This is a genomic window from Streptomyces sp. DvalAA-43, from assembly GCF_900091725.1.
Classification (GTDB): Bacteria; Actinomycetota; Actinomycetes; order Streptomycetales; family Streptomycetaceae; genus Streptomyces; species Streptomyces pulveraceus.
Map to the genome: position 1 here is coordinate 174,103 of NZ_FMBW01000033.1, position 21,066 is coordinate 195,168.

At 70.0% G+C, this 21,066-nt stretch carries 14 protein-coding genes; 4 read left to right on the forward strand and 10 right to left on the reverse strand.

The annotated features are described in order from the left end of the window. Positions 1-77 precede the first annotated feature (77 nt). On the reverse strand, positions 78-5,081 hold the full coding sequence (locus GA0115234_RS10485) for an NAD-glutamate dehydrogenase (protein WP_093540627.1): 5,004 nt from the start codon (positions 5,079-5,081) through the stop codon (positions 78-80). 389 nt (positions 5,082-5,470) lie between these two features. Here GA0115234_RS10485 and GA0115234_RS10490 point away from each other — a divergent pair, with 389 nt between their 5' ends. Continuing rightward, a complete protein-coding gene (locus tag GA0115234_RS10490) occupies positions 5,471-6,040 on the forward strand; it encodes a DJ-1/PfpI family protein (RefSeq protein ID WP_093540628.1) in 570 nt (189 codons plus the stop codon). A gap of 147 nt (positions 6,041-6,187) precedes the next feature. Here GA0115234_RS10490 and GA0115234_RS10495 read toward each other — a convergent pair whose 3' ends face one another. Next, entirely contained in the window at positions 6,188-6,859 is a 672-nt protein-coding gene (locus GA0115234_RS10495) for an HAD family hydrolase (RefSeq protein WP_093540629.1), read from the reverse strand. 67 nt (positions 6,860-6,926) lie between these two features. Beyond that, entirely contained in the window at positions 6,927-7,433 is a 507-nt protein-coding gene (locus GA0115234_RS10500; protein WP_093540630.1) for a DUF6912 family protein, read from the reverse strand. A 291-nt stretch (positions 7,434-7,724) separates the two neighbouring features. Here GA0115234_RS10500 and GA0115234_RS10505 point away from each other — a divergent pair, with 291 nt between their 5' ends. Next, positions 7,725-8,153: an Rv3235 family protein gene (locus tag GA0115234_RS10505; RefSeq protein ID WP_093540631.1), complete on the forward strand. Its 429-nt coding sequence runs from the start codon at positions 7,725-7,727 to the stop codon at positions 8,151-8,153. A gap of 527 nt (positions 8,154-8,680) precedes the next feature. On the opposite strand, the gene secA is transcribed toward GA0115234_RS10505, so the two are convergent. Next, positions 8,681-11,500, reverse strand: coding sequence for a preprotein translocase subunit SecA (gene secA, locus GA0115234_RS10510; RefSeq protein WP_093540632.1), 2,820 nt, complete (start codon positions 11,498-11,500; stop codon positions 8,681-8,683). 239 nt (positions 11,501-11,739) lie between these two features. On the opposite strand from secA, the gene GA0115234_RS10515 reads away from it, so the two are divergent. Continuing rightward, entirely contained in the window at positions 11,740-12,312 is a 573-nt protein-coding gene (locus GA0115234_RS10515; protein ID WP_093540633.1) for a GNAT family N-acetyltransferase, read from the forward strand. A 105-nt stretch (positions 12,313-12,417) separates the two neighbouring features. Further along, a complete protein-coding gene (locus GA0115234_RS10520; RefSeq protein ID WP_093540634.1) occupies positions 12,418-13,605 on the forward strand; it encodes a winged helix-turn-helix domain-containing protein in 1,188 nt (395 codons plus the stop codon). A gap of 18 nt (positions 13,606-13,623) precedes the next feature. On the opposite strand, the gene GA0115234_RS10525 is transcribed toward GA0115234_RS10520, so the two are convergent. From GA0115234_RS10525 to mtrA, 6 genes are all read right to left on the reverse strand, one after another. Then, complete coding sequence (locus tag GA0115234_RS10525; RefSeq protein WP_093540635.1) at positions 13,624-14,367, reverse strand: response regulator; 744 nt, start codon at positions 14,365-14,367, stop codon at positions 13,624-13,626. Between the two features lie 185 nt (positions 14,368-14,552). Further along, positions 14,553-15,242 carry a ribosome hibernation-promoting factor, HPF/YfiA family gene (gene hpf / locus GA0115234_RS10530; protein WP_093540636.1) on the reverse strand — a complete coding sequence of 230 codons (690 nt, stop codon included), beginning with the start codon at positions 15,240-15,242 and terminating at the stop codon, positions 14,553-14,555. 322 nt (positions 15,243-15,564) lie between these two features. Next, positions 15,565-16,314 carry a ComF family protein gene (locus GA0115234_RS10535; RefSeq protein WP_093540637.1) on the reverse strand — a complete coding sequence of 250 codons (750 nt, stop codon included), beginning with the start codon at positions 16,312-16,314 and terminating at the stop codon, positions 15,565-15,567. Between the two features lie 178 nt (positions 16,315-16,492). Then, complete coding sequence (locus GA0115234_RS10540; RefSeq protein WP_256088701.1) at positions 16,493-18,358, reverse strand: LpqB family beta-propeller domain-containing protein; 1,866 nt, start codon at positions 18,356-18,358, stop codon at positions 16,493-16,495. Beyond that, positions 18,348-20,372 carry an MtrAB system histidine kinase MtrB gene (gene mtrB / locus GA0115234_RS10545; protein ID WP_093540638.1) on the reverse strand — a complete coding sequence of 675 codons (2,025 nt, stop codon included), beginning with the start codon at positions 20,370-20,372 and terminating at the stop codon, positions 18,348-18,350. The genes GA0115234_RS10540 and mtrB overlap by 11 nt, the downstream gene beginning before the upstream one ends. A 1-nt stretch (position 20,373) precedes the next feature. Beyond that, positions 20,374-21,063 (reverse strand): two-component system response regulator MtrA, encoded by a 690-nt coding sequence (mtrA, locus tag GA0115234_RS10550; RefSeq protein ID WP_187281934.1) that lies wholly within the window; start codon positions 21,061-21,063, stop codon positions 20,374-20,376. Positions 21,064-21,066 lie beyond the last annotated feature (3 nt).

Genomic DNA, 21,066 nt, shown 5'->3' on the forward strand with positions numbered 1-21,066 from the left:
GCGGCCGCACACCCCCGGGGCTGCGACGAAAGGGGGCGGCCACCGGACGGATCCGGCGACCGCCCCCTCCCGCGCGGCTACGCGTGCGTACGGAGCAGGGTGCGCATCGTCCGCATCGCGACCGACAGGTTCGCCAGGTCGAAGGCGTCCGACCCCTGGATCTCTTCGAGCGTGGAGCGGGACCGCGTCAGGATCGCCGCGTTCTTCTCCTCCCACGCACCGAAGCGCTCCTCCGGCGTCGAGGTCCCGTTGCCCACCGCCAGCACATCCGCGGTGAGGGCGGCGTGCGCCGCGTACAGGTCCTCACGGATGGAGGCACGGGCCATGGACTGCCAGCGGTCGGCCCGCGGCAGCTCGATGATCCGGTCCATCAGCTGGGTGATGCCCAGCCGGTCCGCGAGGTCGTAGTACACCTCGGCGACGGCGAGGGGGTCCTTGCCGGTGCGCTCCGCGATCGCCACGATGTCCAGCGCCGGGAAGGCGGAGGAGAATCCGGCGACCCGCTGGGCCAGCTCGCCCGGGACGCCCGCCTCGGTGAGCTCGTCCAGGATCGACTGGTACCACTCCAGGTCGGCGCCCATCAGCATCTTGGGCAGCTCGGCCCAGACCTGCTCGACACCCGTCTTGAAGAAGTCGATCGTTTCTGCGATCTCCAGCGGCTGCGGCCGGTTGCCCAGCAGCCAGCGCGAACCGCGCTCGACGAGCCGGCGGGAGTGCAGCCGGATCCGGGTCTGCACATCGGCGGCGACCTTGTTGTCGAGTGCCTCGACGGCGTCCCACACCTGGCCGAGGCCGAAGATCTCCCGGGCCGCGAACTGCGCCCGCACGATCTCCTCGATCGAGGCACCGGTCTCTTCCCGCAGCCGGTGCAGGAAGGTCGAACCACCGCTGTTCACGGTGTCGTTGACCAGGACCGTGGTGATGATCTCGCGACGCAGCGCGTGCCCGTCGACCGCCTCGGGGAACTGCTCGCGCAGTTGCTCCGGGAAGTAGGCGTGCAGCAGCTTCTGCAGGTGCGGGTCGTCCGGCAGGCTGGTCCGGATCAGCTCCCGGGCCGCGGTGATCTTCGTGTACGCGATCAGCACGGCCAGTTCGGGCTGGCTGAGCCCCTTGCCGGCGTTGAGCAGCTCGCGGATCTGGCGGTCGTTGGGCAGGAACTCCAGACCGCGGTCGAGGTCCCCGTCCCGGCCCAGCCGGCGCATGAAGCGCTGGTGGGCGTGGAGCAGCGAGGGGGACTGGGAGGTGGCGTTGGCGAGCGCGACGTTCTGCGCGTAGTTGTTGCGCAGGACCAGACGGCCGATCTCGTCGGTCATCTCGGCGAGCAGCTTGTTGCGCTGCTTGACGGTCATGTCGCCGTCCCGGACCAGGCCGTTGAGCAGGATCTTGATGTTCACCTCGTGGTCGGAGGTGTCGACACCGGCGCTGTTGTCGATCGCGTCGGTGTTGATCCGGCCGCCGCCCCGGGCGAACTCGATCCGGCCGAGCTGGGTGGCGCCGAGGTTGCCGCCCTCGCCGACGACCTTGGCCCGCAGGTCCTCGCCGTTGACGCGGATCGCGTCGTTGGCCTTGTCGCCGACGTCCGCGTTCGACTCGGCGGAGGACTTGATGTACGTACCGATGCCGCCGTTCCACAGCAGGTCCACGGGGGCCTTGAGGATGGTCTGCATCAGCTCGGCGGGCGTCATCTTGGTGACACCCGGCTCGATGCCGAGCGCCGCGCGGACGTGCGCGTTGATCGGGATGGACTTGGCGCTGCGCGGGTGGATGCCACCGCCCGGGGAGAGCAGGTCCTTGTCGTAGTCGGCCCAGGAGCTGCGCGGCAGGTCGAACAGACGGCGCCGCTCGGCGTACGAGGTGGCGGCGTCCGGGGTCGGGTCGATGAAGATGTGCCGGTGGTCGAAGGCCGCGACGAGCCTGATGTGCTCGGAGAGCAGCATGCCGTTGCCGAACACGTCACCGGACATGTCGCCGACGCCGACGACGGTGAAGTCCTCGGTCTGGGTGTCGTGGCCCAGCTCGCGGAAGTGCCGCTTGACGGACTCCCAGGCGCCGCGGGCGGTGATGCCCATGCCCTTGTGGTCGTAGCCCGCGGAACCGCCGGAGGCGAAGGCGTCGCCCAGCCAGAAGCCGTACCCGACGGCGACCTCGTTGGCGATGTCGGAGAAGCTCGCGGTGCCCTTGTCGGCGGCGACGACGAGGTAGGTGTCGTCCTCGTCGTGCCGGACGACGTCCTTGGGCGGCACGACCTCGCCGGCCACCATGTTGTCGGTGATGTCGAGCAGCGCCGAGATGAAGGTGCGGTACGAGGCGATGCCCTCGGCCATCCAGGCGTCACGGTCGACGGCCGGGTCCGGGAGCTGCTTGGCGACGAATCCGCCCTTGGCGCCGACCGGCACGATGACGGTGTTCTTCACCATCTGCGCCTTGACCAGGCCGAGGATCTCCGTACGGAAGTCCTCGCGCCGGTCCGACCAGCGCAGACCGCCTCGGGCGACCTTGCCGAAGCGCAGGTGCACGCCCTCGACGCGCGGCGAGTAGACCCAGATCTCGAAGGCCGGGCGGGGCGCCGGCAGATCCGGGATGGACTGCGGGTCGAACTTCATCGAGACGTACGAGTGCGGCTTGCCGTCATCCGCCATCTGGAAGAAGTTGGTGCGCAGGGTGGCCTTGATGACGGTGAGGAAGGACCGCAGGATGCGGTCCTCGTCGAGCGAGGCGACCTGGTCCAGGGCCCCGTCCAGCTCTTCGAGGAGGCCGTCGGTCAGCTCGGTGCCGGCGCTCTGCCGCTCCGGGGACATCCGGGCCTCGAAGAGCGAGACCAGCAGCCGGGTGGTGTGGACGTTGTTGCGGAGCGTGCTCTCCATGTAGTCCTGGCTGAACGTCGACCCCGCCTGGCGCAGGTACTTCGCGTACGCGCGCAGCACCATCGCCTGGCGCCAGCTCAGCCCGGCGCCCAGCACCAGCGAGTTGAAGCCGTCGTTCTCGGCCTCGCCGGTCCACACGGCGGCGAAGGCGTCCTGGAAGCGGTCGCGGGCGTCGTCGGCGAGGTAGTTGCCGTTGCCGGTGGCCTGCGGCATCCGGAGCCCGAAGTCGTAGATCCAGGCGTGCGTACGGTCCGCGCAGCGCAGCTCGTACGGGCGCTCGTCGACGACCTCGACACCGAGCTGCTGGAGGGCGGGGAGCACGGCGGAGAGGGAGACCTGCTCGCCGGTCCGGTAGATCTTGAAGCGGCGCTCGCCGGGGGCGGCGCCGACCGGCTCGTACAGGCTGAGTGCGAAGTCGGTCTCGTCCTGCTTGAGCGCTTCGAGGTGGACCAGGTCGGCCACGGCGGAGCGCGGCGTGTGGTCGGCCTTGTAGCCCTCGGGGAACGAGTGGCCGTACTGGCGCAGCAGCTCGGCGGCGCGTTCCTCGCCGCACTCGGCGCCCAGCGCCTCCTGGAAGCCGTCGGCCCAGGAGCGGGCGGCTTCGACAAGCCGGGCCTCGATGCGGTCGGCCTCGGCGTCGGTGAGGTCGGGCAGCTCGGTGCCGGGCGCGACACGGACGACGAAGTGCAGCCGGGAGAGGATCGACTCGGTGTTCCAGGCGGTGAAGTCGACGCTGGTGCCGCCCAGCTCCTCCTTGAGGATGTCGATCAGCCGGAGCCGCACACCCGTGGTGTAGCGGTCGCGCGGCAGGTAGACGATCGCGGAGTAGTAGCGCCCGTACTCGTCCTGGCGCAGGTAGAGCCGGAGCCGGCGGCGCTCCTGGAGGTAGAGCACGGAGGTGACGACGGAGCGCAGCTGGTCGACGGGCGTCTGGAAGAGCTCGTCGCGCGGGTACGTCTCCAGGATCTGGAGCAGGTCGCGGCCGTCGTGGCTGTTGGGCGAGAAGCCCGCGCCCTCCAGCACCTCGGCGACCTTGCGGCGGATGACGGGCACCCGGCGCACGGACTCGGTGTAGGCGGCGGAGGAGAACAGCCCGAGGAAGCGGCGCTCGCCGATGACGTTGCCGTCCGCGTCGAACTTCTTCACGCCGACGTAGTCGAGGTAGCTGGGACGGTGGACGGTCGACCGGCTGTTGGCCTTGGTGAGGACGAGGAGCTTGCGCTCGCGGGCCTTGGCCCGTGCGTCGGCGGGCAGCCGGTCGAAGGACGGGCTGACGGGGTGCGCCTCGTCGACGCTGTGGTGCGGGTCGGAGCGCAGGATCCCGAGGCCGGTGCCGGGGACGGCGGCCAGCGCGTCGGTGTCCTTCAGCTCGTACTCGCGGTAGCCGAGGAAGGTGAAGTGGTCGGCGGCGAGCCAGCGCAGCAGCTCCCTGGCCTCGTTCACCTCTTCGTCGGCGAGGTCGTCGAGCGGCTCGCCGGGCAGGTCGTCGGCGATGCGCAGCGCGGCGTCGCGCATCTTGTCCCAGTCCTCGACGGTCTCCCGTACGTCGGACAGCACGCGCAGCAGGTCGGCGGCGATCTGCTGGAGGTCGGCGCGGTCGGTCTCGCGGTCGATCTCGACATGGATCCAGGACTCGACGAGAGCGTCGTGCGGCAGCTCGTGCTTGGCGTCCTTGCTGCCCTTGCGTCCCTGCGGACCGGTCGCGATGCCGTTGCCCTCGGTGAGGACCTCGATGAGCTTTCCGGTGACGTCGCGGCGCACGACGACCTGCGGGTGGATCACGACGTGGATGCCGCGCCCCTGCCGGGACAGCTCATTGGTGACGGAGTCGACCAGGAACGGCATGTCGTCGGTGACGACCTCGACGACGGTGTGGCTGCAGGTCCAGCCGTTCTCCTCGACCGTCGGAGTGTGCACCCGGACGTTCGCCGTGCCCTGCGGGCGCGTCTCGGCGAGCCGGTAGTGGGAGGAGGCGGCACCGAAGACGTCCACGGGGTCGCGGCCCGCGATGTCCTCCGGAGCGGTATGCAGGTAGTAGCGCTGGAGGTAGGAGAGGAGTACGTCCGCCCCGGGACGCTCCTGCTCGGTCCCGGAGGCCGCGACACGCACCCGGGAGGCACCTCCCGGGCCACCGACACCACCGCCTGGGCTGTTGTCAGCTACCTTGGCGGCCCGTGCGAGCAGCTCGGCCTTGGCTTCGTCCAGCTTGGTCTGCATGTCCTCTGGCTCCTGTCACGCGCCGTTGCGAGACGTAGGTGAAAAAGACGACGTACCGCCACGACACGGGGTTTCCGGTCTGAGTCGACGCTATGCCGCTATGAGAGACGCCCGGGACCATATTGGCCATTCTTGACGGTCGGTCCGGGCGAGGGGAATCAGCGACGGCCCGGGTGCTGTGGCACTCCGGGCGCAGGCCGGGGGCTTCGCTGCCCCCGAGGCGTATCGCGCTGATCACGGGGTCCAGGCTATATCGCCCGCCCCGGTGACCGTCACGAGCCGTTTGTGTAAAAAGACGGGGCCGAACTTTGACACTCTGGACAGCGCGCGGGGCCGTGGTACCGCACTCTGGTAGACGGAACAGGCCGACGAACCGTGGGAGCCCCGCCATGGCACCGAAGATCCTGATCGTCACCGGCGACGCCGCCGAGTCCCTGGAAGTCCTCTATCCCTACCAGCGGCTGCGCGAAGAGGGGTACGACGTCCACATCGCCGCCCCCACCTGCAAGACGCTCCGTTTCGTGGTCCATGACTTCGAGCCCGGCTTCGACACGTACACCGAGAAGCCCGGCTACACCTGGCCCGCCGACCTGGCCTTCTCCGAGGTCGACGCCGGGGACTACGTGGCGCTGGTCGTCCCCGGGGGCCGGGCGCCCGAGTATCTGCGCAACGATGCCGAGCTGCGCAAGATCCTCAAGGCCTTCTTCGACTCGGACCGGCCGGTGGCCCAGATCTGCCACGGCCCGCTGATGACGGCGGCGGTCGATGGGCTGACCGGCCGGCAGGTGACCGCCTATCCCGCGCTGGAACTCGACATGCAGGCGGCGGGCGCCACCTTCGAGGACCGCGAGGTGGTGGTCGACGGCACGCTGGTCTCGTCCCGCGCATGGCCGGACCACCCGGCGTGGATGCGGGAATTCCTGAAGGTCCTCCGCACGAAGGCCCCGGTCACCGGCTGACCCGTCGCCCGGCCCGTACGGCCTGTCGGACCTGTCCAGCCCACCCGGCCTGTGCGACCTGTGCGACCTGTGCAGCCCACCCGGCCGTCGAACCCGCCGTGTCCAGCCGCTTCGCCGCTGTCCGGCCGACCGCAATCCGGCGACCCGCTACCCGGCCAGCTGCTCGGCGAGCTGGGCGGCCTCGGCCAGACTGTCCACCACCGGCACCCCGGCCGCCTCCAGGCTGGTCCTGCTGTGCGATCCGCCGGTGTAGAGCACGGCCTTCGCGCCGACGTGGGCCGCGGCCACGGCGTCGTCCACCGCGTCGCCGATGACCACGGTGTGCTCGGCGGATATCCCGTCCAGCGCGGCGAGGTGCCGCTCCATGTACCGGGCCTTGCTGCCGCCGGACGGGCCGGTGCGCCCGTCGACCCGCACGAAGCGCTGCTCGATGCCGTACCCGCGCACCACGGGGACCAGCTGGTCGTGCCCGTACATGCTCAGGAGGGACTGGCTGCGCCCGGCCAGCTGCCACTGCGCGAGGAGCTCCTCGGCCCCCTCGGTGAGCCCGCAGGCGGCCCGCTGCTCTGTGTAGTACCGGTGGAAGATCCCGTCCATCCGCTCCCACTCGGCGTCCGTGGGCAGCCTGCCCATCAGCCGTTCGTAGAAGCGCGGTATCGGGATGCAGTACATCTCGCGGTACTGCTCAAGCGTGATCGGCTCCAGGCCGACCTCGCCGAACGCGGCGTTCGTCGCGCCGACGACCGCCGCGTTGTCGTCGAGCAGTGTGCCGTTCCAGTCCCAGACCAGATGCGTGCGGTGCTTCCCGTGCGTCCCCATGCGTAGAAAATACCCGCCGGGTCCGACAACCGTTCGACCTTCGGCCCGCTCGCTCCCGGCAGGCTCCTCAGCCGATCAGGTTCGGGATCTCCTGGATGCCGAACCACAGCAGCTCGTGGTCCTCGGCGCCGTCCACGGTGAACTGCGCGTCGTCGTCGCCGAGGTCCGCCGCGCCCAGCGCCGCGGCCGCGGCCGTGACGTCCTTCGTCGCGTCGTCCGCGTCCACGTGCACCGCGGCGGCCTTGGCGAGCGCCACGGGAGCGGCGATCCGCACCTCGCCGAGCGACGACGGGTCGAAGCTGTGGTCCGGGTCGGCGACGGCCGCGTTGTCCGGCACCTCGACGGCCACGACGACGCGCCTGCGGACCGCGTCGGGATTCTGCGCGATCATGCGCAGCGAGGCGGAGGCGGCCCGGTTGAGCGCCGCGTACTCCAGCTCCTCGATGTCGTCCGAGACGTACCACTCGCGCAGTGCGGGGGTCACCGCGTACGCGGTGAGCGGACCGGGGCCGATTTCGCCCGCCCGGTGCGCCGCAGCGAGACCGGACAGGGTCAGGGGGACGTACACGCGCATGGCCGGGTCGCTTTCGTAGTCGGAAACGCCCTCAGGATACGTGTGACGTCCCCCTTTGGGGTCACGTGCACCGATGGCGCTCCGTCCACCCGGCAACCGCTCCTCACCCTCCTCACGCCCGCCTCACGCCCCGTCCGGCACCGGGCGCCTCACCCGGATAGGTGATTCCGCCCGATCGGTCCCGGCACCCGCAGCCGCTTGCGGCCTCCTCGACCGCCCCCGTAGAAGGTCCCCAGCAGAAGTTACCGCCCGGTATTACGCCGGGCCTCTGAAGCACGGGGGCGATGATCGATGAGCACGAACAGGACCCGGCCCACTGGCCGCCGCGACCAGCGCAGGCCCGAATCCGTACCACCGCAGCGCGCCCGGACTCCCCGGCGGGTCCGCCCGCACCACTGGTTCGCCGAGCGCCTCCTGGCGGTCCTCAGCGGCCAGCGCCCGGTGCACTGGATGCTTGGCCACACCATCGGCGATGCCTACGACCAGCTGGCCGAACTGGCCCCACGCACCCCTCTCAGGGCCCGCGGCGCCCGGCCCGTCATCCGCATGTGCCACGGCGCCCAGCCGGCACCCGGGGTGGTGGAGGCCTGCGCGAGCATCGCGGCGGGCGAACAGGTACGCGCCATGGCCTTCCGCCTGGAACAGGGCGCCGACCTCCGCTGGCGCTGCGCCGCGGTGGAACTCGGCGACCAGCACCTGGAAGCAGCCCCGGCCCACTAGGGATCGCGTGTCCCGGCCCCCGCCAGGGGCCGGGACAGGACCCAGGAACGGGAGGCGGGGCAAAGGCAGAACCACACAGGAGCCGAGCCAGAACACCGAACGAGGGCGGGGCGCGGCGGGGAACGGAACACGACCGGGACGGGGGCAGGGGGCAGGGGGCAGGGGGCAGGGGGCAGGGGGCAGGGGCAGGGGGCAAGGGCAGTACACACCCAGCCCTTCCGCCCCACAGGTCCCTCTCAGCCCCCGCCCCAGCCCCGACCACCCCGCAACACACCTCCGGCGGCTCCGGGCCTCTCCAGCCCCATTCCCGGCCCCAGACACACCCCCAGGACCGCAGAGCCACCGGCCGCAGAGCGACGGGCCGCTGAGCCGCTGAGCCGCTGAGCCGCTGAGCCGCTGAGCCACAGCCAAAACGCCGGGGCCGGGCGCCCCAACCACGCGCCCGACCCCGGCTACATCCCGGCTACGCCCCGGCCACCGCGACGACATCCACCGCCGTCCACGGCATCCGGGCCATCCGTACCCCGCTACTTCTTGCGGCGGCGCCCGCCCCCGCCGTTCTTCTGGGCCTTGCGCCGCTCCGCCCGGGTCAGCCCGTCGGACTCGGACCCGGCCGTCCCGTCACCGCTGGAGAAGTCGCCCTCGACGACCCCGCCCTCCCCGTCCACCGTGGGAGCGGAGAAGTGCAGCCGGTCCGGACGCTGCGGAGCGTCGAGCCCCTTGGCCCGGATCTCCGGACGCGCCGCCGGAACGGCGTCCTCCTTGACGAGCGAGGTGCGCTCGGCCTCGTCCTGCACCGGCACCTCCTCGACCTGCTGCTCGACCTGGACCTCCAGGTTGAACAGATAGCCGACGGACTCCTCCTTGATGCCCTCCATCATGGCGTTGAACATGTCGAAGCCCTCGCGCTGGTACTCGACCAGCGGGTCCTTCTGCGCCATGGCACGGAGGCCGATGCCCTCCTGGAGGTAGTCCATCTCGTAGAGGTGCTCACGCCACTTGCGGTCCAGGACGGACAGCACCACGCGCCGCTCCAGCTCACGCATGATGTCCGAGCCGAGCTGCTTCTCGCGCTCGTCGTACTGCTCGTGGATGTCGTCCTTGATGGACTCGCCGATGAACTCGGCCGTGATCCCGGCCCGGTCGCCGGCCGCCTCCTCCAGCTCGTCGACGGTGACCTTCACCGGGTAGAGCTGCTTGAAGGCGCCCCACAGCCGGTCCAGGTCCCACTCCTCCGCGAAGCCCTCGGCGGTCTCCTGGCGGATGTAGTCGTCGATCGTGTCGTCCATGAAGTGGCGGATCTGGTCCTGCAGATCCTCGCCCTCCAGGACCCGGCGGCGCTCGCCGTAGATGACCTCACGCTGCCGGTTGAGCACCTCGTCGTACTTCAGGACGTTCTTCCGCGTCTCGAAGTTCTGCTGCTCGACCTGCGACTGGGCCGACGCGATCGCCCGCGTCACCATCTTGTTCTCGATCGGCACGTCGTCCGGCACATTGGCCATCGACATGACGCGCTCGACCATCTGCGCCTTGAACAGACGCATCAGGTCGTCGCCGAGCGAGAGGTAGAAACGGGACTCGCCCGGGTCGCCCTGACGGCCGGAACGACCACGCAGCTGGTTGTCGATGCGCCGCGACTCATGCCGCTCGGTGCCCAGGACGTACAGCCCACCGAGCTCCTTGACCTCCTCGAACTCCGCCTTCACGGCCTGCTCGGCCTTCTCCAGCGCGGCGGGCAGCGCGGCCGCCCACTCCTCGACGTGCTCGACGGGGTCGAGGCCGCGCTGGCGCAGCTCCGCCTCGGCGAGGTCGTCGGGGTTGCCACCGAGCTTGATGTCGGTGCCTCGGCCGGCCATGTTCGTGGCGACCGTGACCGCGCCCTTGCGGCCGGCCTGCGCGACGATCGTGGCCTCACGGTCGTGCTGCTTGGCGTTGAGGACCTCGTGCTGGACACCGCGCTTGGAGAGCTGCTGCGAGAGGTACTCGGACTTCTCGACCGAGGTGGTGCCGACGAGGATCGGCTGCCCCTTCTCGTGCTTCTCGGCGATGTCGTCGACGACCGCGGCGAACTTCGCGACCTCGGTGCGGTAGATCAGGTCCGACTGGTCGGCACGGACCATCGGTCGATTGGTCGGGATCGGCACCACACCGAGCTTGTAGATCTGGTGGAACTCGGCGGCCTCGGTCATCGCCGTACCGGTCATGCCGGAGAGCTTGCTGTAGAGGCGGAAGAAGTTCTGCAGGGTGATCGTGGCGAGGGTCTGGTTCTCGTCCTTGATGTCCACCCCTTCCTTCGCCTCGATCGCCTGGTGCATGCCCTCGTTGTAGCGGCGGCCGGCGAGGATACGGCCGGTGTGCTCGTCGACGATCATGACTTCGCCGTCGATGACGACGTAGTCCTTGTCCTTCTTGAAGAGTTCCTTGGCCTTGATTGCGTTGTTGAGGTACCCGACGAGCGGGGTGTTCACCGACTCGTAGAGGTTCTCGATCCCGAGCCAGTCCTCGACCTTCGAGACACCGGGCTCGTGGATGGCGACGGTCCGCTTCTTCTCGTCGACCTCGTAGTCGCCGGTCTCCTCGATGCCCTTGAGCGGGTTGCCCGCCTCGCCCTTGGTCAGCCGCGTGACCAGCTTGGCGAAGTCGCCGTACCACTTGGTGGCCTGGTCGGCCGGGCCGGAGATGATCAGCGGCGTACGGGCCTCGTCGACGAGGATCGAGTCGACCTCGTCGACCACGGCGAAGTTGTGACCGCGCTGGACGAGCTCGTCCGCCGACCACGCCATGTTGTCGCGGAGGTAGTCGAAGCCGAACTCGTTGTTCGTGCCGTACGTGATGTCGCAGGCGTACTGCTCACGGCGCTGGGCCGGAGTCATGTTGGCGATGATGCAGCCGACGGTCAGACCGAGGAACTTGTGGACGCGACCCATCAGTTCGGAGTCGCGCTCGGCCAGGTAGTCATTGACCGTGATCAGATGCACGCCCTTGCCGGAGAGCGCGTTGAGATACGCCGGCAGGGTGCCGACCAGGGTCTTGCCCTCGCCGGTCTTCATCTCGGCGACATAACCGAGGTGGAGGGCTGCGCCGCCCATCATCTGAACGTCGTAGTGGCGCTGTCCGAGGACCCGCTTGGCGGCCTCACGGACGGTCGCGAATGCCTCGGGGAGCAGGTCGTCCAGGCTCTCGCCGTCCGCGTACCGTTCCTTGTACTCGTCGGTGAGCGCCCGCAGCTCGGCGTCGGAGAGGTTGACGAAGTCCTCTTCGATGGAGCTGACCTGGTCCGCGATGCGGTGCAGTTTGCGCAGGATCTTGCCTTCGCCTGCACGCATGAGCTTGTTGAAGACGGACACTGAGGCTGGTCTCCTTGCCGGTCGGGCCTGGCACTGGGTCGTGTTATGGACTCTGGCGCGGGCACGGCAGGTGGGCCCCACCGCAACGGCCATCGTAAGCGAGGACCCCGCCGCGCCGGGAGGGCTGCCGTCGCGTTGGCCCCGTCGTCCCCTCCGAGTCAACGGCCGGGGAGCGCCGAAGGTGCCGGGAAGTCCGAAAAGTGTTCGCTTCCCGGACGGCGCCTCACCAGAATCCCCCCATGGAGCCGATCACCCTCACCAGCGACCGTCTGCTGCTGCGCCCCTTCACCGGCGGCGACGCGGACGCGGTCCACGCCGCCTGTCAGGACCCGGCCATCCAGCGGTGGACGGTCGTGCCTTCCCCGTACAGCCGCGCCGACGCGGAACTCTTCGCGGGCAGGCTGTCCCCCGACGGCTGGCACGACGACTCCATGTACAACTTCGCGGTGGTCCTGCGCGGCAGCGGGGCCCTGACCGGCGCCCTCGGCATCAACCGTCGCAATCTGCCGGGAACGTACGAGGTGGGGTTCTGGACCACCGAGGAGCACCGGGGCCACGGCTATACGACGGAGGCGGTGCTCTCCGCCGCCCGCTGGACCTTCACCGCACTCGGGGGTGACCGGCTGGAGTGGCGTGCCGAGGTGGGCAACGTCCCCTCGCGGGCGGTGGCGCTGAAGGCGGGATTCCGGATGGAGGGCGAACAGCGCTCGGGCCTGCTCAACAAGGGGGTGCGACGCGACATCTGGATCGGCGCGCTGCTCCCCTCCGACCTCGGCCTGCCGGGCACCCACGCCTATCTGCCCACCCCCTGACCCCGTCGGCGCCCGCCGCCTGTCCCCCGTCCCAGCAGGGTGCGGTCCCCACGGATTCCACAGCTCCACGGCCGGGTGTCAGTGCCTGCCTCTAGGGTGCGAGGCATGACGTCTGTGCCGCCTCCCGCCGCTGAACTCTCCGCCGACCAGGCGCGCAGGATCGCTCTGCGCGCCCAGGGCTTCCTCGGCGCCCCGGACCGCCGGGCCGGGGTCCCGGGCGTGCTGCGGCATCTCGGCGCCGTGCAGCTCGACACGATCTCGGTGCTCGCGCGGTCGCACGAGCTGATCCCGTACGCGCGCCTCGGCGCGGTCGGCAGGCGCACCGTCGAAGAGGCGTACTGGTCGGGCGGCCGCACCTTCGAGTACTGGTCGCACGCGGCCTGCATCCTGCCGGTCGAGGAGTGGCCGCACTTCGCCTTCCGCCGCCGCGCCTACCGCTCGCGCCCGCACTGGCACCACGACCTGCCGGACGGCGCGTACGAGACGGTGATCAAGCAGCTGCGCGCCGAGGGCCCGCTGACGGCGACGGAGCTGGGCGGCGCGAAGAACGGCGGGGAGTGGTGGGACTGGTCGGCGTCGAAGGTCGCCGTCGAGCGGGCCCTGATGTACGGCGAGGTGGTGTGCACCGAACGGCGCGGCTGGAAGCGGGTCTACGACCTGGCCGAGCGGGCCATTCCGGATGCCGTGCTGCACGACGATCTGAGCGATGCCGAGTGCCGGCGGCGGCTGGTCGCGCTGGCCGGCAAGTCCCTGGGCGTCGGCACCCGTAGCGACATCGCGGACTACCACCGGCTGAAGGGCGAGGAGTTCGACGCCGTGGTGGCGGACTCGGGGCTGGTCCCGGTCGCGGTGGAGGGCTGGGCGAAGCCGGCCTGGGCGGACCCGGAGGCCCTCGCCAAGGAGCCGCGCGGACGCCACCGTACGACGCTGTTGTCGCCGTTCGACTCGCTGATCTGGGAGCGGGCGCGCACGGAGCGGATCTTCGACTTCACCCACCGGCTGGAGGCCTATGTGCCCAAGCAGAAGCGGATCCACGGCTACTTCGCGATGCCGCTGCTGGCGGGCGGGAAGCTCCAGGGCCGGGTCGACCCGGCGCGCGAGGGCACCACGCTGGTCGCCAAGCAGGCGTCGTTGGCCGGCCCGAAGGCGGTGGCCCCGATGGCCGAGGCACTGGTGGAGGCGGCGGCCTGGGTCGGCTGCACGGGCATCCGGGTGGACCGGGTCGACGCCCCAGAGCTGCGCGAGCCGCTCAGGACGGAGATCGGCCACGCGCTCCGGCGTGCCTACCGCTGACCGGCCACCGGCCTTCCGCTACCTGATCTCCAGAATCTTCTCGCGCATGGCATAGACCACGGCTTCCATCCGGGAGTGCAGCTGCAGTTTCTCCAGGATATTGCGGACGTGGTTCTTCACCGTGTTCTCGGAAATGAACAACTCCTTGGCGATATCCCGGTTGTTCATGCCGGTCGCCACGAGTTTCAGCACTTCCAGCTCGCGTTCGGTGAGCCGGGGCGCCGGAACGAGCCGGCGCTCGTCGGTCCGCTGGATCATCGACTTGAACTCGGTGAGCAGCTTGGACGCCATGGAGGGGCTGATCTGGGACTGCCCGTCGGCGACCGCGCGAATGGCCGTGGCCACCTCGTCCGTGGAGATCTCCTTGAGGAGATAGCCGGTGGCACCAGCCTTGATCGCGTCGTAGAGATCGGCCTCCTCGTCGCTGATCGTCAGCATGATGATCTTCGCGCTGGGGGCCACCTCCTTGATGGACGTGCAGGCCTCGATGCCGCCGCGCTTGGGCATCCGTACGTCCATCAGCACGATGTCGGGGAGCAGATCGGCGGCCTTGTCGACCGCCTCGGACCCGTCGCCCGCCTCGCCGATGACCTGGATGTCCTCCTCCTGGGCGAGGACGATCTCCAGGCCTCTGCGGAAGAGCGCGTGGTCGTCCACCACGAGGACTCTGATCGGCTCCCTGCGGAATCCGCTGTCCGCGCCGGTACCGGCGATGTCGTCGGCATCATTCGCGTCACGCACGGGCCCGAAGGTGTCCGCCATCGTTCCTCCCCCTGAAGGCCGTGGCCTGAAGTTCACACACTGTCCGCCAACGGCAGTTCACAGAACACCGGTTGGCCTGGGACGCCATGATTCCATGCCTGGACGTCAGAGCGGTGATCCCGTGGTCGCACGCGGGTGCCCCTGGGGGCGCACAAGCACTCCAGGGGCACCGCGGAGGGGTGGCGTCAGCCGCCGAGCGCACCGCCGGCCCCGCCCGCCTCATCGGCGGCCAGCGGATCGGTCCTCAGGTGGATGACACCGTAGTCGTAGGCATGTCGCCGGTAGACGACACTGGGCTCCTTGGTCTCGGAGTCGACGAACAGATAGAAGTCGTGCCCGACCAGCTCCATCTCGTAGAGCGCCTGGTCGAGCGACATCGGTGCGGCGACGTGCGTCTTCTCGCGCATCACCAGCGGACCCTCGCCCTGAATCTCCAGCGAGCCGAACCTGGTGGTGGGCACGGACTCGGCCGACTCATCGGCGATCAGGTCGCCCTCGCCGTTGAACGACGCCGCACCCGGCACGATCTCGCCGACCTCGGCAGCGGGAATCCGGCCGTTGCCACGGCGGCTGTAGCGCTTGTCGTGCTGCTTGCGCAGCCGCGCCTCCAGCTTGCCGGTGGCCAGGTCCAGCGCTGCGTACGGGTCGCCTGCGGCCGCTTCCGCCCGGATGACCGGACCACGCGAGCGGAGCGTGATCTCCACCCGGTCGGAACGGTCGGCCTGACGGGGATTCGGCTCCTTGGACACCTCGACGTCGAGGCTGATCACCTTGCCGTCGAACTTCTGGATCTTGTCCAGCTTCAGCTTCTCGGCCACGTGCTTGCGGAACCGCTCGGGCACCTCGGTCTTGCGGCCCTTGACGACGATGTCCACGCAGAACTCCGTTCCCGGATCGCTCCGCTCAGAGGCGGAGCATCTCCCTTTTGCACCAGGCCCCGGTGACGACCGGAGCCGCGGACTCGGTGACTTCCACCTCCTCCTCCCCCGATCGATGAGGTCTCCGCCCCACCGAATTCCAGCTTCTGGACCACTGGTGTGTTGCCTGCCCGAAACCTGGCGGTGCATTCATCGAGGTCTGGCATTCACCATTCCTCACAACCGAACATAGCCTGCCCGGCCGGATGTCGGCACCCGCTACTCGCACGTACCTCCGATCGGGCTGTTTTCCACACTCATTACCTGCAACGATGCAGGTTCATTGACAGTTCCGGTTTATTTCGAAGGCCGACGGAGATACTGCGACGACGGCCGCCTGCCCGCCGTCGTAACCAGTGGCGTCGTAGCCAGTCGCAGTGCTCGTGTGCCCGCGTGCGGCCCTCACCGCCCGAGCCGCCTCGGCGAGCGAGGCTCCCGTCGTCAGAAGGTCGTCCACCAGCACCACCCGTCCGGCCGCGAGCAGCCGCTCGCCCCCGGCCACGACCTCCAGCGCCCCCGCCAGATTCACCTGCCGCTCCCGGGCACCCAGCCCCGCCTGGTCGGCCACCGCGCGCCGCTGCCGGAGCACCGCGACCACCTGGGCCCGCACACCACCGCGTCGCAGCTCCCCGGCCGCGGCCAGCGCGATCCGCCGCGCGGGGTCATGGCCCCGCGCCGCCACCGCCCGCCGCGCCGACGGCACGGGTACGAGCAGCAGCGGGCCCGCACCACCCGCTTGCCCCGTCCCGGCCCGTACAGCCCCCGCCAGCGCCTTCCCGAGCGCTCCGGCCAGCCCCAGCTCGCCCCGCTCCTTGTGGGCCAGCAGCACGGCACGTACCGCGTTCTCGTACGCGGCGGCCGCGTGCACCACCGGCAGGCCCGCAGGCTCCGGATCGGGCCTCACCCGGCGCGGCACCCCGCCGTGGAGCGCCGCCCGGCATTCCTCGCACAGCTCTGCACGCGGCTTGCCGCAGCCGCCGCAGGACACCGGCAGCACCAAGCCGGAGATCTCCCGCCACCACCCCCGCATGACTCCACTGTGCGCCTCCCACAGCCGGCGGGCCACCCCTGTGGAAAACGCGGAACGGGCCCTGCGGCGTTCTGCCCGAACGGGGGCGGCCCAGCCCCGAACAGACTGAACGGGCCGACCCGGGCCCGGACAGGTCGGCCCGGCCCGGACGGACCGGCTCAGCCCCGGACGGACCCGCTCAGCCCGGGTAGACCAACGAGGAGCCTTCCTTGACCACCGTCTGCCAGTTGTCGCCGGGCGACAGCTTCACGATCCCGTCGCTGGACGTGGCCGCCATCAGCGGAAGCTGCTCGTCGTCCGCCGCCGCGACCGACGACACCTGGTTCACACCGGGCAGCACACCCGACGCGGACGTCGAACCGTCCGCCTGGGCATAACGCACCTGCTGCACGCCGCCCTGCTCCTTGCCGACCACCACGAGGCGGCTGCGGCCCGACCACGACATCGCGGTCACATCCGTCAGCTGCGGCGCGGCCTGCCGCAGGTCCACCACCGACACCCGCTGCTCCGTCGCAGGCCCGCGCCGCTCGATCCGGCCGATCTTCAGCGTGGTGCGGTCGTCCTGGTGCACCAGGAGGGCGATCCGCACTCCGTCCGCGGACATCCGCAAGGCCTCGATCCGCCCGCCGTCCAGATCGGGCACGGCCACCTCCTGCGGCTTGCCGGTACCACCGGCCAGCCGCAGCAGTCTGGTGTTGTCGGGATCCCGGTCGGCCACCCACAGATCGCCCCGGCCGTCCCAGCTCGGGGTCGACAGACGGTTCTTCGCCTCATGGCCACCGCTGGTCACCGAGGCTGCGGGAAGTTCGCCGTCCGAGACGATGGACGACACGTAGAGGGACGCCCCGTCGCGCGAGACCGCCGCCGCCGACTGTTCGTCCCGGGCCACACCGACCGTGCCCATCCGCACCGGTCCGTCACCGAGCGGACCGGCCACCAGCTCCGGGACGCCACTGCCCTTGGTGCTGCCGGGAATGCGCTCCACATGCCCCTTGGCATCGATGAAGTACTGGCTGTCCGGCCCGCTCGACGAACCGTCAGGAGCGAACTCCTCCGCCTGATCGGCCCCCAGCAGACACAACGGGGAGCCGTCGGAGCGCTGCAGTTCGACCTGCTCGACCCGTGCGGACGTCAGGTCCCTCAAGGTGTAGAGGATCTGCGAGGCCATCATGCGGCAGGAGCGCTGCCCGACACCGTCCGCCTTCTTGTCGAGCGGGACCTTCAGTACATTGCGGTCGTCGGGCGCCAGCGAAGTGACGCCCTTTTTCAGCGCCGTCCCGGCGGGGAACCGGGACTCGACCACCGGTCGCAGCCAACTGGTGGGCCCCGCGAGGAGGCTCCGGACGGACTGCGTCACGGTGTCCATCCCCGTGACGGGGTCCGTCCGGCTGCGGAGATAGACGGGGTCGGCGACCAGGGTCGACTGCACTTCGGGCCGACCCGTCGCGAAGTAGTACTTGTTGACGGACCGATAGAGGCGCTTGAAGTCCGACTGCCCGAGCAGGAGGCCGTCCGGCACGAGGTCGATCCGCCACTCCTTGCCGTCCGGCCCGTTCTCCTTCACCAGATGCAGGGTCTGGTTGTAGTCGGTGGGAGCGAGCGGCTGGTAGGCGCTCTGGGCGTCGACCGTCGCCACCTTCTCACCCGTCAGCGTGTAGGTGACCTCGTCGAGATTGCGGTCGCTGTCGCGCAGCGGGCGGTCGCTCCTGTTCGGCGCCTTGGTGAGCACGGTGGTGAACGCGTTCGGCTTCCATGTGTCGGCCGCCTTCTTCGTCAGGTACCGACGGGTCGTCCTGAAGCGCGGGTCGTCGCTGGTCATGGACTCCAGGAAGCCGTCGACCACCTCGTTGGGGGTGGCGTTGTCACGCGGCGCGACCGCATACACCTGCACCTGGGAGTCGCCGGGCTGCGAGGCGTCGACGGCCTTGACATCCCCGGTGACGGGCATCGAGCCGCACGCGGACAGCAGCACCACACCGCATCCGAGCAGCGCGAACAGCCCCAGTACCCGTCCATGGCCGTCCCTGCGACGGTCAGCGCCCACGATTCGTTTCCCCCCGCTCCGGGTCCTGCACCGCCGTGTCGAATTCGCCGCCCGACCGGTCCTCGACGGGACGGGCGACCACCCGTGCGCCGCTTCCGGGAAGGGCCGCCGGATGCACCGAGGCCGGTGCCGTCCGCGGCGCCGCGGGAGTGCGGGGCGGTACGGACAGCGCGGACCTGTCATTGCCGCCGGGCTGGGCCGGCACGGCCGTCAGCCGGTGCTCGCTCCCGGCCCTCGGTGCGGCCCCGGTCCGCTGACGGTTCTCCTGGTTGCCACGGGAGTCCTCGGGTTCCAGTGGTATCGGCGACCCGCGCAGCGGCTCGTCCGCCGTACGCGGCAGGGTCAGCCGGAACTGCGAACCGCCACCGGGCTCGCCCCAGGCCTGCAGCCACCCGCCGTGCAGTCGGGCGTCCTCCACCGCGATGGAGAGCCCGAGACCGGTGCCACCAGTCGTCCGCGCACGAGCCGGGTCCGCCCGCCAGAAGCGGTTGAACACCCGCGTCGCCTCGCCCGGCTTGAGCCCCACCCCGTAGTCCCGGACGGCCACGGCGACCGCGCCTCCGGCCACCCCCATCCGCACCACGACGTCCCGGCCCTCACCGTGTTCGACGGCGTTGACCACAAGGTTGCGGAGCACGCGCTCGACGCGCCGTGCGTCGGCCTCCGCGATCACCGACTGCTCGTCACCGACCACCCGGATCCGGGTGCCCTTGCGGTCGGCCAGCGGCTCGGCCCCGCCGATCACCCGGCGTACGACCTGCCGCAGATCTATCGGCTCCGCCTCCAGCGCCGCGGCCCCCGCGTCGAAGCGGCTGATCTCCAGCAGATCGGAGAGCAGCGACTCGAACCGATCGAGCTGGTCCCCGAGCAGCTCCGCGGAGCGCGCCGTCACAGGATCGAAGTCGCTGCGGGCCTCTTGGATGACGTCGGCGGCCATCCGTACGGTCGTCAGGGGGGTCCTCAGCTCGTGGGAGACGTCGGAGACGAAGCGCCGCTGCATGCGGGAGAGCTCCTCCAGCTGCTGGATCTTCAGCTGCAGGTTCTGCGCCATCTTGTTGAAGGCCTCACCGAGCCGGGCGATGTCGTCCTCGCCGGTGACCTTCATCCGCTCCTGGAGCCGACCGGCGGAGAGCCTCTCCGCGATACCGGCCGCCATGCGCACGGGCGTGACGACCTGCCTCACCACGAACCAGGCGATGGCCCCGAGCAGCACGACCACGAAGAGTCCCGCGGTCGCCAGCGTGGTCTTGATCAGGGTCAGCGACTTCTCCTCCTGTGTCAGCGGGAAGAGGTAGTAGAGCTGATACGGATTGTGGTCGTTGTCGTAGAGCCGCTTGCCCACGACCAGTCCGGGCTGCGGCGGCTGCCCGTTCGCGTACTGGATCTCGGAGTACGTCTGGTACGCCCCGGGACCCTTGTTCACCGCGTCCCGCAGGCGCTGCGGAATGCTCACCGCCTCGACGCTGCCCGAGCCGCGTGGGGCGCGGGTTCCCTCGTCGGCGCTGAGCGCCACCACGTTGAAGGCGTTCTTCCCGCCGCTGGCGAGCTGGTCGACGAGCTCGGTCCGCCAGGAGTTGTTGGCCGTGGTGCCGTCCGTCGTGTCACCGCCCTGGCCACCGGGGGTGAGCGGTTCGTTCGCCTTTTCCTGGGCTGCGGCGAAACCGCCGGCCGCCTGTGTCTGGGCGGCCTTGCCCTTGGCGTCGAGCAGGCCGTTGCGCACCTGTCCGATCACGACCAGCCCGAGGAGCAGCACCACACCGAGCGACATGAGCAGCGTGCCCGCGACGACCCGCAGCTGGAGATTGCGCCGCCAGAGCCGCACGGCGGGCAGCAGCGGACGCCGCACCCAGCGCATCAGCAAGCGCGGCACAGGACCGCCGGGCGCCCGGTCGTGGAACAACCGGCCGCCCTGCAGAAGGCGCCCGATCCGGAACGCCCTGTGTCCTGGACCGGCAGCCCGCTCCGCACGGGCTCCCGGCTCCCCGGGCTGCGGAGCAGCGCTACTCGGGGGCATCTCAGCTCGGTCCGGCCTTGTAACCGACCCCTCGGACGGTCACCACGATCTCCGGGCGCTCCGGGTCCTTCTCCACCTTGGAACGCAGCCGCTGGACATGCACGTTCACCAGCCGGGTGTCGGCGGCGTGGCGGTAGCCCCACACCTGCTCGAGCAGCACCTCACGGGTGAAGACCTGCCACGGCTTACGTGCGAGCGCGACCAGCAGGTCGAATTCCAGGGGGGTGAGGGCGATCGACTGCCCCTCCCGCTTCACCGAGTGACCGGCCACATCGATGACCAGGTCCCCGATGGCCAACTGCTCCGGCGCCGGCTCCTCGGACCTCCGCAGACGTGCCCTGATCCGGGCCACCAACTCCTTAGGTTTGAACGGCTTGACGATGTAGTCGTCGGCCCCGGACTCCAGGCCCACCACCACGTCAACCGTGTCGCTCTTGGCAGTGAGCATGACGATCGGCACACCCGACTCGGCCCTGATCAACCTGCAGACCTCGATGCCGTCCCTACCGGGCAGCATGAGATCCAGCAGGACCAGGTCCGGCTTGGCCTCACGAAATGCAGCAAGTGCCTTGTCGCCGTCCGCTACGAACGACGGCTCGAACCCTTCTCCACGCAGCACAATCCCGAGCATCTCGGCCAGTGCGGTGTCGTCGTCGACGACAAGGACGCGTCCCTTCATAAACGACATCATCCC

Excerpts from the sequence above, each read along its gene's own strand:
- GA0115234_RS10485 (WP_093540627.1), bottom strand. The coding sequence starts at position 5,081 with ATGCAGACCAAGCTGGACGAAGCCAAGGCCGAGCTGCTCGCACGGGCC.
- GA0115234_RS10490 (WP_093540628.1), top strand. The coding sequence starts at position 5,471 with ATGGCACCGAAGATCCTGATCGTCACCGGCGACGCCGCCGAGTCCCTG.
- GA0115234_RS10495 (WP_093540629.1), bottom strand. The coding sequence starts at position 6,859 with ATGGGGACGCACGGGAAGCACCGCACGCATCTGGTCTGGGACTGGAAC.
- GA0115234_RS10500 (WP_093540630.1), bottom strand. The coding sequence starts at position 7,433 with ATGCGCGTGTACGTCCCCCTGACCCTGTCCGGTCTCGCTGCGGCGCAC.
- GA0115234_RS10505 (WP_093540631.1), top strand. The coding sequence starts at position 7,725 with ATGAGCACGAACAGGACCCGGCCCACTGGCCGCCGCGACCAGCGCAGG.
- GA0115234_RS10515 (WP_093540633.1), top strand. The coding sequence starts at position 11,740 with ATGGAGCCGATCACCCTCACCAGCGACCGTCTGCTGCTGCGCCCCTTC.
- GA0115234_RS10520 (WP_093540634.1), top strand. The coding sequence starts at position 12,418 with ATGACGTCTGTGCCGCCTCCCGCCGCTGAACTCTCCGCCGACCAGGCG.
- GA0115234_RS10525 (WP_093540635.1), bottom strand. The coding sequence starts at position 14,367 with ATGGCGGACACCTTCGGGCCCGTGCGTGACGCGAATGATGCCGACGAC.
- GA0115234_RS10535 (WP_093540637.1), bottom strand. The coding sequence starts at position 16,314 with ATGCGGGGGTGGTGGCGGGAGATCTCCGGCTTGGTGCTGCCGGTGTCC.
- mtrB (WP_093540638.1), bottom strand. The coding sequence starts at position 20,372 with ATGCCCCCGAGTAGCGCTGCTCCGCAGCCCGGGGAGCCGGGAGCCCGT.
- mtrA (WP_187281934.1), bottom strand. The coding sequence starts at position 21,063 with ATGATGTCGTTTATGAAGGGACGCGTCCTTGTCGTCGACGACGACACC.